At 54.3% G+C, this 16455-nt stretch carries 9 protein-coding genes; 7 read left to right on the forward strand and 2 right to left on the reverse strand.

Going from position 1 to position 16455, the window contains the following annotated elements:
• Nucleotides 1-34 precede the first annotated feature (34 nt).
• Both GZ59_RS15370 and GZ59_RS15375 read left to right on the forward strand, forming a co-directional pair.
• Nucleotides 35-2095: a beta-galactosidase gene (locus GZ59_RS15370; protein ID WP_011094701.1), complete on the forward strand. Its 2061-nt coding sequence runs from the start codon at nt 35-37 to the stop codon at nt 2093-2095.
• Nucleotides 2096-2247: 152 nt separating this feature from the next.
• Nucleotides 2248-2589: a PTS sugar transporter subunit IIB gene (locus GZ59_RS15375; RefSeq protein WP_011094702.1), complete on the forward strand. Its 342-nt coding sequence runs from the start codon at nt 2248-2250 to the stop codon at nt 2587-2589.
• Between the two features lie 131 nt (nt 2590-2720).
• Here GZ59_RS15375 and dld read toward each other — a convergent pair whose 3' ends face one another.
• Entirely contained in the window at nt 2721-4478 is a 1758-nt protein-coding gene (gene dld / locus GZ59_RS15380; protein WP_011094703.1) for a D-lactate dehydrogenase, read from the reverse strand.
• A gap of 70 nt (nt 4479-4548) precedes the next feature.
• Entirely contained in the window at nt 4549-5514 is a 966-nt protein-coding gene (locus tag GZ59_RS15385; RefSeq protein ID WP_011094704.1) for an aldo/keto reductase, read from the reverse strand.
• A gap of 262 nt (nt 5515-5776) precedes the next feature.
• On the opposite strand from GZ59_RS15385, the gene GZ59_RS15390 reads away from it, so the two are divergent.
• From GZ59_RS15390 to mdtD, 5 genes are all read left to right on the forward strand, one after another.
• The gene (locus GZ59_RS15390) at nt 5777-6967 is read left to right on the forward strand and encodes a NupC/NupG family nucleoside CNT transporter (protein ID WP_086935248.1); all 1191 of its coding nucleotides are present in this window, start codon (nt 5777-5779) and stop codon (nt 6965-6967) included.
• A gap of 246 nt (nt 6968-7213) precedes the next feature.
• On the forward strand, nt 7214-8449 hold the full coding sequence (locus GZ59_RS15395; RefSeq protein WP_011094706.1) for an MdtA/MuxA family multidrug efflux RND transporter periplasmic adaptor subunit: 1236 nt from the start codon (nt 7214-7216) through the stop codon (nt 8447-8449).
• Nucleotides 8449-11571 carry an MdtB/MuxB family multidrug efflux RND transporter permease subunit gene (locus GZ59_RS15400; protein WP_011094707.1) on the forward strand — a complete coding sequence of 1041 codons (3123 nt, stop codon included), beginning with the start codon at nt 8449-8451 and terminating at the stop codon, nt 11569-11571. Before GZ59_RS15395 ends, GZ59_RS15400 begins: the two co-directional genes overlap by 1 nt.
• Nucleotides 11568-14648: a multidrug efflux RND transporter permease subunit MdtC gene (mdtC, locus tag GZ59_RS15405; protein ID WP_011094708.1), complete on the forward strand. Its 3081-nt coding sequence runs from the start codon at nt 11568-11570 to the stop codon at nt 14646-14648. The genes GZ59_RS15400 and mdtC overlap by 4 nt, the downstream gene beginning before the upstream one ends.
• A 402-nt stretch (nt 14649-15050) precedes the next feature.
• Nucleotides 15051-16451, forward strand: a complete 1401-nt coding sequence (gene mdtD / locus GZ59_RS15415) for an MFS transporter (RefSeq protein WP_011094709.1) — start codon at nt 15051-15053, stop codon at nt 16449-16451.
• Nucleotides 16452-16455 lie beyond the last annotated feature (4 nt).

Genomic DNA, 16455 nt, shown 5'->3' on the forward strand with positions numbered 1-16455 from the left:
TTCAACACGTTGACAACCCGTTTAGGAGAGAACGATGTTCAAATTCCCCCCACTAAGCAGCAAGGTGCCCGTTCTGCTGCACGGTGCTGACTATAATCCTGACCAATGGCTAGACAACCCAGAGGTACTGGAAAAAGACATTGAGATGATGAAGCAGACCCAGTGCAACGTCATGTCCGTGGGCATTTTCAGTTGGTCTGGGATTGAGCCGGAAGAAGGTCGCTACGAATTTGGCTGGCTGGACAGCATCCTCAACACGCTGTATGCCAATGGGATCTTCGTTTTTCTGGCAACACCCAGCGGTGCTCGTCCAGCCTGGCTATCGCAAAAATACCCGGACGTGCTGCGCGTGGGTAGCAACCGTGTACAGGCGCTGCACGGCGGTCGCCACAACCACTGCCTGAGTTCGCCGAATTATCGCGAAAAAGTAAAACAAATGAACACCCAGTTGGCAAAACGCTACTCGCATCATCCTGCGGTGATCGGCTGGCACATTTCCAACGAATACAGCGGCGAGTGCCACTGTGATACCTGCCGCAGCACTTTCCAGAGCTGGCTGAAAGCGCGCTACGGCACGATAGAGGCGTTGAATAAAGCGTGGTGGAGCACCTTCTGGAGCCACACCTACACCGACTGGTCACAGTTAGAACCGCCGTCACCGATTGGTGAAGTCTCTATTCACGGCCTGAATCTGGACTGGAAACGCTTTAACACCTCACAGGTTAGTGATTTCTGTGCCGCAGAAATTGCGCCGCTAAAAGCCGAAAACCCGTCTCTGCCAACGACGACGAACTTCATGGAATACTTCTATGATTACGACTACTGGCAGTTGGCGAAGGTGATCGACTTTATCTCTTGGGACAGCTACCCGCTGTGGCATAACGCGGAAGATGACTGCACGCTGGGCGCCTATACCGCGATGTATCACGATCTGATGCGCACGCTGAAAGGTGGAAAGCCCTTCTACCTGATGGAATCAACGCCGAGCCTGACCAACTGGCAGCCGATCAGCAAGCTGAAAAAGCCGGGTATGCACATTCTGTCTTCGCTTCAGGCGGTCGCGCACGGTTCAGACTCCGTGCAGTATTTCCAGTGGCGTAAGAGCCGCGGTTCCGTCGAGAAATTCCACGGTGCCGTCGTCGATCATGTCGGGCACATCAATACCCGCGTCGGGCGCGAAGTACAGGAGTTGGGTGACATACTCAATAAACTCGCCCCTGTCGCAGGCAGCCGAGTTGACGCAAAAGTCGCCATTATTTTCGACTGGGAAAGCCGCTGGGCGATGGATAATGCTCAAGGACCGCGCAATGCAGGGCTGTTCTATGAAAAAACCGTCACCGATCATTATCGGACGTTCTGGGAACAGGGCGTGGCGGTGGACATCATCAACGCCGATGTCGACCTCAGCGGTTATCAGGTCGTGATTGCACCGATGCTCTACATGGTGCGCGATGGTTTTGCCGAACGTGTCGATGCCTTCGTCAAACAAGGTGGCCGCTTCGTCACCACCTACTGGTCGGGCGTCGTTAACGAAACCGATCTGTGCCACCAAAACGGTTTCCCTGGCCCACTTCGTCCTATCATGGGGATCTGGGCGGAAGAAATCGACGGGCTGTACGATCATGAAAGCAACAGCATCAGCGGTCTGGATGGTAATGAGCAACGTCTGGTTGGCCCGTATCAGGTCACCCATCTGTGCGAGCTGATTCATCTGGAAGGCGCGCGGGCACTGGCGACCTATGACAGCGATTTCTATGCAGGACGTCCAGCCGTTACGGTCAATGATTATGGCAAGGGTCAGGCCTATTACATCGCGTCGCGCAACGATCTCGCCTTCCAACGTGATTTCTTCACCACGCTGATAAAGACGCAGGATCTACCGCGTGCGCTGCCGACCGATCTGCCTTACGGCATTGTCGCTCATCGTCGCGATGACGGGGAAAGTGAGTTTATCTTCGTACAGAATTACACGGCAACACCGCAGTACATTACGCTGCCTGCCGCCTACGAGGAAATGACCACGGGCAGCACGCTTTCAGGGGCGCTCGACCTGTCAGGCTACGGCTGTCGGATTCTCCGCCGCGCACTACAGTAAAGCTCATGCTTGTCAGTTAAGCATCGCAATATTAGGCGGCCACCGTGATGGATGTTTCGACGAAACCTCATCACCGTGTGTCGCCTAACAGTAATGTTAGGTGAGCGGCATTATCATACGCACGCTGATAAACAAACGAAGAGGTGACTACGATGGGCAAGATTCACAATTTTCGGAAATTGTTCGCATCAATGTTGGGTAAGCAAATTACCGAGATTGAAATCGCTTCACCGCTAGACAAAGAGAATTTGCAGCAGTTGGTGAACGCCTTTGGCGGCAAAGAAAATATCGTCAGTCTGGATGCCTGCATTACCCGACTGCGGGTCGAGGTTCACAGCCTGCGTCTAGTCAACAGCGACAGTCTGCAAAAGCTCGGTGCTATCGGCGTGATTATTGTCGGTCATCAGGTGCAGGCTATTTTCGGCACCCAGTCAGATAACCTGCGGCGCGAACTGGCTGCCTGGTTTGAAGACGACGGCGCAGAGGCACACTAACGACACGTTTTCGTCCCGATCGGTGACCCATTCTGACCTGTCACGCAGGACAGCCGACGGGCTAAAAACGGTGAAACGCATTAAGCCATCCCGCTAACGGACACAACACGCCCGTTAGCGGCATCAGCTATTTAATGGTTGGTATGGTGCTCTTCACAGCCGGTACAGCCCCAGTTTTTCAGCTTAGTGGTTTTGCCTATTCCTGGGTTCAGGCTATTGGTAGGATCGCTTTTCTGATAAAACGCTTTCAACTGTGGTTTGGCCTGATAGAGATGACCAACATTGTGCTCTGCCGGATATTCCGCCCCGCGCTGATCGAGTAAGGCCAGCATTCTCTCTTTCAGTTCATGAACATCCACGCCTTTCTTCACAATATAATCCTGATGAAAAACATGGCACATGAAGTGACCGTAATACAACCGATGTACCAGCATATCGCTAATATCCGCCGGTAAATGCTCGAACCATTCACGGTCGTTACGCCGCAGAGCGATGTCCAGAGCCAAGATATTTTCCACGTCATTGCTGTGTACTGCATGGTAACGGATCGCGGCTCCCGCTGCTGCGAAGCGATGCAGAAAGGCCTTCGCACCTTCTTCCGGCGTACAGACAAAAAACTCGCCGTCGGCATCATGAAAATATTCTTCCAGCCAACGATGTGCTTCATCAATGCCGTCGCCCGCCATTTTCACCATCAAATGGTGTTCGAAACGGTCACGATACGTTTTCATCCGCGCCGGTAGATGAGAAGGCAGCAGGCGGCCGAGAAACTGCATGGTACGATCAACAAGATGCGACGGAAGGAAAGGCACTTTGCTAAAGATCGTGTCCACCTGCCCTTTCAGGTTAAAAAATAAGGGCAATTTATCCGTACCCAGTTTATCGATCATCATAAACGTATCTTTGCCGTATGTTTCGGCGATATCGAATATATCGCGGTGCATATACTCACCCGCCACCGGCAGATTTTTAAAATCTGCGAGCATATGACGGCGTAATTCCGTCAATACCTGCGGCTGATTAGTCCCAATATAAAAAACCTGTTGGGATTTTTCCGCCGGAAACGTATCCAGACGCACGGCAAAAATCGACAGTTTTCCTGCACAGCCAGCGGCCTCAAACAAGCGGCGTTCATCGGCGTTAAAGCGCGACGGCGTGTCTGCATCCACATCCCGCACACGTTCAATATAGTCGTGGTCAGATGCCTGACGCTCGTCATAAATCACGTCCTTCACGTCATACTGTTGCGATTCCAAACGGGTCAGAATCGCTTCCGGCGTATCACCCAAATTGATCCCCAGATGGTTGATCAGCTCCACCTGACCTTGCTCGTTAACCCGGCCGTAAAGTGCCATTTCGGTATAGGCTGGGCCACGATGAACCAAAGAACCACCGGAGTTATTACAAATTCCCCCAATCACCGATGCGCCAATACACGAAGAGCCGATCACAGAATGCGGTTCACGCCCAAGCGGTTTCAATACGCGCTCAAGATGCCACAGAGTACTTCCCGGCAGCGCTACAACCTGTCGTCCTTCATCCAGCAGTTGAACGCTATCCAAGCGCAGGGTATTGATGATCACGATTTCCCGATCGTAATCATTACCGCTCGGGGTAGAACCCTCAGTTAATCCCGTATTAGCGGCCTGCATCAGCACAATACAACCCGCTTCAATACTGGCTTTAAATACCCGCCACTGCTCAAGTAGCGAAGCGGGAAAAACCACCGCCAGTGCCTCCCCGCTACCCGAGCGAAAGCCTTTGCGATAACGCTCTGTTTTATTTTTATCGGTTAAGATATGGGGCTTACCGACAATGCGGGTTAGCGTTCTGATAAGATCGTGAGAATCAATGGAAATGCGACTTTCTGAGGTTACATCGTCCTTCATAGCGGTCTGTCCTGTTAATTAATTTAACAAGTACGATAAAAAGACTCGTATTCAAAAAACGTTCTATTTATTAGTAACGACTTGCGCGGTTCAGTAGCTCAATATCTTCTACTGGCAACACCAGCCGCGTCGCGCTTGCCAGCTCAGCGACCTGCTCCAGCGACGTCGCACTGGCGATCGGGGCCGTAATGCCTGGACGTGCAATCAACCATGCCAGCGCGACCTGCGATGGCGTCGTCTGATGCGCATTCGCCACGCTATCCAGCGCTTCCAAAATAGTGCGACCGCGCTCGTTCAGGTATTTTTCCACTACCCCCTGCCCGCGTGCGCTTTTCGACGCATCCTTCGGCTGACGATACTTTCCTGACAGAAATCCGCTAGCCAGCGAATAATAGCTAATGACCCCGACGCCTTGCTCACGCACCAGCGGCTCTAACGCAGCCTCGTAGCCTTGCCGATCGTACAAGTTGTATTCCGGTTGCAGGGTTTCATAACGCGCCAGATGATTGGCTTTACTGACTTTGAGCGCTTCGTCCAGACGCGCCGCACTGTAGTTGGACGCCCCTATCGCGCGTACCTTACCCTCTTTAATTAACGCATCAAACGCAGCCAGCGTTTCTTCCAGCGGCGTATCTTTGTCGTCAGTATGTGCCTGATAGAGATCAATATAGTCAGTTTGCAAGCGTTGTAATGAGGCCTCGACCGCCTGCCGAATATAGCGAGGAGATAGCCCCTTCTTCCCATCGCCCAAATCTATGCCGACTTTGGTAGCGAGAATGACCTTGTCGCGCTGTCCGCTTTTTTTCAGCCAGTTGCCGATGATCGTTTCAGATTCACCGCCTTGATTGCCGGGTGCCCAGCGCGAATAAACATCAGCGGTATCAATGAAATTTAGCCGATGCGCTACCAGTGCATCCAGCAGGCTGAACGACGTCGCCTCATCGACCGTCCAGCCAAAAACATTACCGCCGAAAGAAAAGGGCGGAACCACAATTCCTGAACGTCCAAGCTCGCGTGTGGTATTTGATACTGACATAATCACTCTCCTTTTGAATCATGCAGAAAACATCATGAAAAAACCGCCAGTCTGCAATCCAAAGTATGGCGGCGTAACTTTCTGTGTGGAATAAGAATAATGAATGAACAGAAATGCGCAAATAACGAGACGTAGCATTTAGTTTAGATAAAATCCCAAGCTATAATTGTTTTTTTGCGTCCTTCCTCTCATTTTTAGTGCACGCGTTACATAAAATGACGTGGAAAATTTGGCCTGCCTCATATTTGGAGCACACATGTCCTTGTCCCATATTGCGCAATTTATTCTGGCGCTGGTTGTTGTTACGGCGCTGGCGCTGCTTGTCTGCCGCGATCGTAAAAGCATTCGTATTCGTTTCATTATTCAGCTACTCGTCATCGAAATTCTGCTCGCTTACTTCTTCCTGTACTCAAACGTTGGGTTAGGTGTCGTCAAAGGGTTCGCAGCAGTCTTCGACAAATTACTCGGATTTGCAGGCCAAGGGACAGACTTCGTATTCGGTGACATGGTGAATAGTGAGAAGAACCTGATTTCCTTCTTCTTCAAAGTGCTCTGCCCTATCGTCTTCATTTCCGCGCTAATCGGTATTCTGCAACACATCAAAGTGTTGCCGATCATCATCCGCGCGATTGGTACCGTCCTGTCCAAAGTGAACGGCATGGGCAAACTGGAATCATTTAACGCGGTCAGCTCATTGATTCTCGGCCAGTCCGAAAACTTCATTGCCTATAAAGATATTCTGGGCAAAATGTCCGAAAAACGCATGTACACCATGGCCGCTACCGCCATGTCCACCGTTTCGATGTCCATCGTCGGTGCGTATATGTCTATGCTGGATGCCAAATTCGTCGTTGCCGCGCTGATTCTAAACATGTTCAGTACCTTCATCGTGCTGTCGCTGATTAACCCCTACAAAGTCGGTGAAGAGCCGGAATTGCAGTTGGGTACTCTGCATGAAAACCAGAGCTTCTTTGAAATGCTGGGCGAATACATTCTGGCGGGCTTCAAAGTGGCCGTTATCGTCGCCGCCATGCTGATCGGCTTCATTGCCCTGATTGCCGCGGTCAACGCGATTTTCAGCGCCATTTTCGGCGTCAGCTTCCAGGAAATCCTTGGCTACGTGTTCTACCCGTTCGCTTGGATCATGGGTATCCCGTCTCACGAAGCCCTTCAGGTTGGTAGCATCATGGCGACCAAACTGGTTTCTAATGAATTTGTCGCGATGCTGGAACTGCAAAAAGTGGCAGGCGAACTGTCTCCGCGCAGCGTGGGCATTCTGTCTGTGTTCCTGGTGTCCTTCGCCAACTTCTCGTCTATCGGTATTATTGCCGGTGCGATTAAAGGCCTGAACGAGCAACAGGGCAACGTGGTTTCCCGTTTTGGCCTGAAGCTGGTTTACGGTTCCACGCTGGTGAGCATCCTTTCCGCGTCTATCGCCGGTCTGGTGCTGTAACCCTTCATCGCGTTATAAAATTCTTATCTCGGTCCGGCAGTCTTACACTGCCGGATTTTTTTTCCTACAAACCCTGACACATCTTCCATATTTCCTTCATTTTTGTCCGGCATCCACTGTTTAAACTAGTAAAATGCGACCACTGGTCTAATAACGTGCTGGGTATGACAGCCAACGCACATGCAGCGTGAAGTATGACGGGTAGATCGTACTTCCCGCGCAACCTGGAGAGAGTAATCCATCACTATGAATGCCAAACGTATCCGAGGCCTGCTGATACTTGCCGCCGTTATCGCTATTGCCGTCCTGATCTGGCGCCATTTTACCCAGACGACGCCTGCCGCCCCCGGCACGAGCGAACAGCACGCCGCCCGTACGTCACATTCGGAAAATAGTGGCAGTGGCGGCGGACGCCGTGCTGCCATGCGCACGCTGGCTCCGGTGCAGGCTGCACTGACGCAATCCGCTTCCGTACCTCATTACCTGTCCGGTTTAGGCACCGTGACGGCGGCCAATACCGTGACGCTACGCAGCCGGGTGAACGGGCAACTGATGGCGCTACACTTTCAGGAAGGGCAACAGGTTAAGGTTGGCGACCTGCTGGCGGAAATCGACCCGCGTCCTTTTCAGGTTGAGCTGACGCAGGCACAAGGGCAGTTGGCAAAAGATCAGGCCGCACTGCTTAACACCCGACAGGATTTAGCACGCTATCAACAACTGGTGAAAACCAATCTGATCTCCCGTCAGGAGTTGGATACGCAGACCGCCGCCGTTCGTCAGGCGGAAGGCGCGTTAAAAGCCGATGAAGGTGCCGTAGCCAGCGCACAGCTTCAGTTGGATTACAGCAAGATCACTGCCCCAATCAGCGGTCGGATAGGTTTAAAACAGGTCGATGTGGGCAATTACATCACTAGCGGCGATACCAATGGTATTGTCGTAATTACGCAGACGTATCCGATCGATGTGGTCTTTACCGTACCGGAAGCGGAAATCTCCACGATTCTGAATGCGCAAAAATCAGGTCAGCCGCCGGTGGTGGAAGCTTGGGATCGCGCCAATCAAAAGAAACTCTCGCAGGGCATCCTGCTGAGCATGGATAACCAGATCGATACCACCACCGGCACGATCAAGCTCAAGGCACGTTTTGATAATCTGGATGATGCCCTATTCCCGAACCAGTTCGTGAATATCCGCATGAAGGTCGATACGCTGAAAAATGCCGTCGTCGCGCCTTCTGCCGCCGTACAAATGGGGAATGACGGCCGCTTCGTCTGGATTCTGAATAATAAGAACGAAGTCAGTAAGCGTCAGGTGACCACCAGTATTCAGTACGGTCAGTTAGTTGTGGTTACCGCTGGGCTAGACGCCGATGTTCAGGTCGTGACTGACGGCATCGACCGCCTGACAGAAGGCGCGAAAGTGGAAATCGTGCCCTCAGCGTTGACGGAGAAAACGCCCGCAATCGCTGGGGAGAAATCCTGATGCAGGATAACGTTCCAGCCAGCGGCGGCGGACCGTCTCGCCTGTTTATTCTGCGACCGGTCGCCACCACGCTGCTGATGATCGCCATTCTATTGGCCGGTATTATCGGCTATCGGGCACTGCCGGTTTCAGCACTGCCCGAGGTTGATTATCCGACGATTCAGGTCATTACTCTGTATCCGGGGGCTAGCCCCGACGTGGTGACCTCAGCGATTACCGCACCGCTGGAGCGGCAATTCGGCCAGATGTCCGGGCTAAAACAGATGTCGACGCAGAGCGCAGGCGGCGCATCAGTCATCACGCTTCAGTTCCAACTTGAGCTATCGCTGGACGTCGCCGAACAGGATGTGCAGGCCGCTATCAACGCGGCAAGCAACCTGCTGCCGAACGATCTGCCCTACCCACCGACCTACAGCAAAGTGAATCCGGCGGATCCGCCGATTATGACGCTGGCCGTCACCTCCAGCGCCATGTCGATGACGCAGGTGCAGGACATGGTAGACAATCGCATCGCGCAGAAAATCTCGCAGGTGGCGGGTGTCGGGTTGGTGTCATTAGCCGGTGGACAACGCCCCGCCGTGCGGGTAAGGCTAAACGCGCCAGCGCTGGCGGCTTACGGCCTGACCAGCGAAACAATCCGCACTGCGATTACCGCTGCCAACGTGAATTCCGCCAAGGGTAGTCTGGATGGTCCGACACGTTCGGTAACGCTCTCCGCCAACGATCAGATGAAGTCCGTTGATGATTATCGCAAGCTGATTGTCGCGTGGAAGAATGGCGCACCGGTAAGGCTTCAGGATGTCGCCACTATTGAGCAGGCCGCCGAGAATATTTATCTTGGTGCCTGGGCGAACCGGCAGCAGGCGATCATTATCAACGTTCAGCGCCAGCCGGGTGCCAACGTCATTACGACCACGGACAGCATTAACAAGATGCTGCCTGCGTTAAAAGCCAGCCTGCCGAATTCCGTTGAGGTCGCCACGCTGACCGACCGCACCACCAGCATTCGCGCCTCGGTCAAAGACGTCCAGTTCGAGCTGCTGCTGGCTATTGCCCTCGTCGTAATGGTGATTTATCTGTTCTTGCGTAACGCCGTCGCCACGCTAATCCCAAGCATTGCCGTACCGCTGTCGCTGGTTGGCACCTTTGCCGCTATGTATTTTCTCGGTTTTTCCATCAATAACCTGACGCTGATGGCGCTCACCATCGCCACCGGTTTCGTGGTGGATGATGCCATCGTGGTGATTGAAAACATCGCCCGCTATATCGAAAAAGGGGAAAAACCGCTTAACGCGGCGCTAAAAGGCGCGGGAGAAATTGGCTTTACCATTATTTCCCTGACGTTCTCCCTCATTGCCGTCTTGATCCCACTGCTGTTTATGGGCGATATCGTCGGACGCCTGTTCCGCGAGTTTGCCGTCACGCTGGCGGTATCTATCCTGATTTCCGCCGTCGTGTCGCTCACGCTCACTCCGATGATGTGCGCCCGGATGCTAAGTCATCAGTCGCTGCGTAAACAGAACCGCTTTACCCGCGCCAGCGAGCGTTTCTTCACGCGCCTGATTGATACCTACGGCACGTGGCTGCGTAAAGTACTGAACCATCCGTGGCTAACGCTCAGCGTTGCACTCGGTACGCTGCTGCTGACCATCCTGCTCTATATCTGGATCCCGAAAGGCTTCTTCCCGATACAGGATAACGGCATTATACAGGGCACCGTGCAGGCACCGCAGACGGTCTCGTTCAGCAATATGGCCGACCGCCAACAGCGCGTTGCGTCCATTATCATGAAGGATCCGACGGTGGAGAGCGTGTCCTCGTTCATCGGCGTTGACGGCACCAACGCGGCGCTGAACAGTGGTCGATTGCAAATCAACCTGAAACCGCTCAGTGAACGTAGCGAACGCATTCCAGAGATTATCAGTCGCCTGCAACAGCAAACCGCACAGATTCCCGGTATTCAGCTGTATCTGCAACCGGTGCAGGATCTCACCATCGACACCCAGATTAGCCGCACGCAATACCAGTTTACGTTGCAGGCGATGTCGCTGGACGAACTCAGCGTCTGGGTGCCGAAGCTGATGACCGAATTGAAAAAGCTGCCGCAGCTAGAGGATGTCAGCAGCGACTGGCAAGACGGTGCCGCAGTCGCCTATGTCAACGTCGATCGTGACAGCGCCAGCCGTCTGGGTATCACGATGTCGCAGGTTGACAGCGCGCTGTACAACGCCTTTGGTCAGCGGTTGGTTTCCACCATCTATACGCAGGCAAGCCAGTACCGCGTGGTACTGGAACATGATACGACCAACAACACGGGGCTGGACGCGCTAAACGATGTGCGCCTCATCAGCAGCGACGGTGGTACGATTCCGCTCAGCAGCATTGCCACCATTGAAGAGCGTCAGGGGCCACTGGCGATCAACCATATCGACCAGTTCCCGTCGACGACGATCTCTTTCAACGTCGCCAGCGGCTATGCACTGGGCGAAGCGGTTGATGCCATCACTCAGGCCGAGCAGCAGATGAATCTACCTGCGGATATCACCACCCGTTTTCAGGGCAGCACGCTGGCGTTCCAGTCGGCGCTGAGCAGCACCGTGTGGCTCATCGTCGCGGCGATTGTCGCCATGTATATCGTGCTCGGCGTGCTGTACGAAAGCTTTATCCATCCGATCACGATCTTGTCTACGCTGCCAACGGCGGGGGTCGGCGCGCTACTGGCACTGATGATGGCGGGGAAAGATCTGGATGTGATCGCCATTATCGGGATCATCTTGCTCATCGGGATCGTGAAGAAGAACGCCATCATGATGATCGACTTCGCGCTGGCGGCAGAGCGAGAACAGGGTATGAAACCCTATGACGCCATTTATCAGGCTTGTCTGCTGCGTTTCCGGCCGATTTTGATGACCACGATGGCCGCACTGCTAAGTGCACTGCCGCTGATGCTCAGTACCGGCGTTGGCGCTGAGCTACGCCAGCCGCTAGGGGTCTGTATGGTCGGTGGCCTGATCATGAGCCAGATTCTGACGCTGTTTACCACACCGGTGATTTACCTGCTGTTTGACCGCTTAGCGACACGCTTCCGTCGTGTACCGCGTCAGGAGGAAGAAACCGAGTGAAGTTCTTCGCCCTGTTCATTCACCGCCCCGTCGCCACCCTGCTGCTGACGCTGGCCATCGCGCTCTGCGGGGTCTTGGGTTTCCGTCTTCTGCCAGTGTCTCCGCTGCCGCAGGTGGATTTCCCGGTGATTTCAGTCAGCGCCTCGCTGGCCGGTGCCTCGCCGGAAACCATGGCCTCTGCCGTCGCGACACCGCTGGAACGTGCGCTCGGCAGGATCGCAGGCGTTAGCGAAATGACGTCCACCAGCTCACTCGGCAGCACGCGCGTCATTCTGGTGTTTAACCTCGACAGGGATATCAACGGTGCGGCGCGCGATGTACAAGCGGCAATCAACGCAGCACAGAATCTGCTGCCATCCGGCATGTCGAGTCGCCCTACCTATCGCAAAGTCAATCCGTCCGATGCGCCCGTCATGATCCTGACGCTAACCTCGGACACCTACAGTCAGGGGCAGTTGTACGACTTTGCCTCGACCCAACTGTCGCAGAAAATTTCTCAGATGGAAGGCGTCGGCGATGTCTCTATCGGCGGGAGTTCGCTCCCCGCCGTGCGCGTTGCGCTAAATCCGGTGGCGCTGTTTAATCAGGGCATTTCTCTCGATGAGGTACGGCAGGCTATCGCACAGGCGAACGTGCGCCAGCCGCTGGGAAATGTGGAAAACAGTCAGAAACGCTGGCAGATACAAACCAACGATGAGCTCAAAACCGCCGATGCGTACGCGCCACTGATTATCCACTATAGCAATGGAGCCGCCGTCCGCCTGAGCGATGTGGCGACGGTGGAAGATTCGGTGCAAAACTCCCGCAACGCCGGGATGGCGAATTCGAAGCCCGCGATTCTGGTCATGATTCGCCGCGCGCCGGATGCCAACATTATTACCACAGTAGACAATATCCGTGCTGCCATGCCGGAGCTACGTGCCAGCCTGCCTGCCGAAATTCAGTTGGATGTCGCACAGGATCGTTCGCCCACTATTCGCGCCTCACTGGCGGAAGTGGAACAATCACTGATCATCGCCGTCGCGCTGGTGATTCTAGTCGTCTTCCTGTTCCTGCGTTCGTGGCGGGCAACGGCTATTCCGGCACTGGCCGTCCCCGTATCGCTTATTGGCACCTTCGCCGCGATGTATCTGTGTGGCTTCAGCCTGAACAACCTATCGCTAATGGCACTCACCATTGCCACCGGTTTCGTGGTGGATGACGCTATCGTGGTGCTGGAGAATATTTCCCGCCATATCGAGGCCGGAATGAAGCCGCTACAGGCGTCGCTGCAAGGTGTGCGAGAAGTCGGGTTCACCGTTTTATCCATGAGTCTATCGCTGGTTGCGGTATTCCTCCCGCTCCTGTTGATGGACGGCTTGCCGGGGCGGCTATTCCGCGAATTCGCCGTGACGCTGTCGGTAGCGATCATGATTTCCCTGCTGATCTCGCTCACGCTGACGCCAATGCTGTGCGCACGACTGCTGCGTGCCGTTCCCAAACGCAGCCAGCCGCGCACTCAAGGGTTTAATCGTGTATTGCTCGCCATGCAGCAAGGCTACGGGCGATCGCTGAAGTGGGTACTCAACCATGCGCGCTGGGTTTTACTGCTATTGCTGGGGACCATCGCGCTCAACGTTTGGCTGTATATCAGCATTCCGAAAACCTTCTTCCCTGAGCAGGACACGGGCAGGATGATGGGTTTCATTCAGGCAGATCAGAGTATTTCTTTTCAGGCCATGACGGTGAAACTCCAGAATTTCATGACCATTGTCAGCAGCGATCCGGCGGTGGATAACGTTAACGGTTTTACCGGCGGATCGCGCACCAACAGCGGTTCGATGTTTATCTCACTGAAGCCGCTTTCCGAGCGCGATGTTTCAGCCCAGCAGGTGATCAGCCGCCTGCGCATCAAGCTGGCAAAAGAGCCGGGTGCCAACCTGTTTTTAATGCCGGTGCAGGATATCCGAATCGGCGGGCGGGAAGCGAACGCGGGCTATCAGTACACACTGCTGTCTGACGATTTGAACGAGTTGCGTACCTGGGAACCCAAGATCCGTGCAGCTTTCAGCAAACTGCCTGAGCTGGCCGATGTGAACTCCGATCAACAGGATAAAGGCGCGGAAATGGCGTTAACCTACGATCGTGATGCGATGGCACAGCTAGGCATCAGCGTCTCTGCCGCCAATGCGCTACTTAACAACGCCTTCGGACAACGTCAGATTTCGACCATTTACCAACCGTTAAACCAGTACAAAGTGGTGATGGAAGTGGATGACGCCTATACGCAGGATGTCAGCTCGCTGGACAAGATGTTCGTGATAAATAGTGACAACAAACCGATCCCGCTGTCTTATTTCGCCAGTTGGAAGCCGATCAACGCACCGCTGTCAGTGAACCATCAGGGGCTGTCCGCTGCCTCAACCATCTCTTTTAACCTGCCGGAAGGCACCGATCTTTCCAGCGCGACGGCGGCGATAGAGAGAACCATGACGTCGCTGGGCGTGCCGTCATCGGTTCGCGGCCAGTTCTCCGGCACGGCACAGGCGTTCCAGCAATCGCAGTCTTCCCAGCTGTTGCTGATTCTGGCGGCGATTATCACCGTGTATATCGTGCTGGGCATACTGTATGAGAGCTATGTACATCCGTTGACCATTCTGTCCACCCTGCCCTCGGCGGGCGTGGGGGCACTGCTGGCGTTGGAGTGGTTCGGCGCGCCGTTTAGTCTGGTGGCACTGATTGGTATCATGCTGTTGATTGGGATCGTGAAGAAGAACGCGATCATGATGGTGGATTTCGCGCTGGTGGCACAGCGTAGCGGTAAACTGAGCGCGCAGGATGCTATTTTTCAGGCCTGCCTGTTGCGTTTCCGCCCGATTATGATGACCACCTTAGCCGCGCTGTTTGGCGCACTGCCGCTAGTACTGACCAGCGGCGACGGCGCAGAGCTGCGTCAACCGCTCGGCATCACGATTGTCGGCGGGCTATTGATGAGCCAAGTCCTCACGCTGTATACCACTCCGGTGGTGTATCTGTTTTTCGACAAACTGAGGACGATTCGGCGCAAAGCACCGGAGAAGGATTTGTCACTGTCGTGATAACAATCAATATGTCATTTCTGGAGAGGTTTCGTGCGCTTAACGTTCGCTGTTTTTCTAGTAGCGCCCCGAACGCGCCCGACCAAGGGCGGCTCAATCGCCGTCGCCCTTGGAACCCTGGCTTTTTGGCGGGAAATTATGCCGCTATGCGGTGCCTTCGGGAAAAGCATCCTCTTTACGGACCGCCGTTGACGCGTTCCCGACGCGACATCGGCTTGCGCGGCATCCATGCCGCTTATCCGAGAGTCTGCCTTTCCCTCAGCATAATTTACGCCAAGGGAAATGCTCAGCGCACGAAACCTCCCCTAAATAGCAGTATTCGTGATTTAAAAACACCATGCGCAATGTGAGGACACCACCGACTATGCCCAATGTATTCAACAATCCAGAGGGTCATGGAATATGACCCAACCGGCCTCTGTCCGCTGGCAGCTCTGGATTGTTGCCTTTGGCTTTTTTATGCAGACGCTGGATACCACCATCGTGAATACCGCGCTGCCTTCTATGGCCGCGAGTCTGAATGAAAGCCCGCTGCATATGCATTCGGTGATCGTTTCCTATGTGTTGACCGTGGCGGTGATGCTGCCCGCCAGCGGCTGGCTAGCCGATCGCATCGGCGTGAAGAACATCTTTTTCGCCGCGATTCTGCTGTTTACGCTAGGGTCGCTGCTGTGTGCCCGTTCGGAAACGCTGGATGAACTGCTGATTTCACGCGTGATTCAAGGCATTGGCGGCGCGATGATGGTGCCGGTAGGACGTCTGACGGTGATGAAGATCGTCCCACGCGATCAGTATATGGCGGCGATGACGTTCGTGACGCTGCCCGGCCAGATTGGCCCATTACTGGGGCCCGCGCTCGGCGGCTTTCTTGTGGAATATGCCAGTTGGCACTGGATTTTCCTTATCAATCTACCGGTTGGTATTATCGGCGCGCTGGCAACCTGGTTCCTGATGCCCAATTACACCATGCAAACTCAGCGCTTCGATATCAGCGGTTTCGTTTGGCTGGCTGTCGGCATGGCGACGCTGACGCTTGCGCTCGACGGTAACCGTAGTCTCGGCATTCCGCCGATTGCCATTTTCGCGCTGATTGCCATCGGGCTCATCGCGCTGTTGAGCTACTGGCTACACGCCCGTCGTAACGAACGAGCGCTGTTCAATCTACGTCTGTTCGACACCCATACCTTTTCTATCGGCCTGACCGGCGGGCTTTTGGCGCGTATCGGCAGCGGTATGCTACCGTTTATGACACCGCTGTTTTTGCAGTTAGGAATGGGGTTTTCCCCGTTCCATGCTGGGCTAATGATGGTGCCAATGGTACTTGGCAGCATGGGAATAAAACGCGTCGTGGTGCAGATCGTCAATCGGTTCGGCTACCGCCGTGTGCTGGTCGCGTCTACATTATTGCTGGCACTGGTCACCGCGCTATTCGCACTGGTCGCACTTATGCAATGGATTTGGATGATCCCAGTGGTTCTGTTCTTCCTCGGCACAGTGAACGCCATTCGCTTCTCCACCATGAACACGCTGACGCTGAAAGATCTGCCGGATCCCCTCGCCAGCGGCGGCAATAGTCTGCTGTCGATGACCATGCAGCTCTCCACCAGCCTGGGGGTTAGCATCGCGGGTATTCTGCTGGGCATATTTTCTCAACCGCATATCGCGGCAGAAAGTGGAGCAACCCATACGGTATTTCTCTACACCTATCTCAGTATGGTCGTCATCATCGCTCTGCCTGCGTTGATTTTTAATCGTGTTCCGCCGGACACCCTAAAACAGTCAACGCTAGCGCGTAAATCGTGAGGTC

The organism is Pectobacterium atrosepticum (genome assembly GCF_000740965.1).
GTDB classification, from domain to species: Bacteria; Pseudomonadota; Gammaproteobacteria; order Enterobacterales; family Enterobacteriaceae; genus Pectobacterium; species Pectobacterium atrosepticum.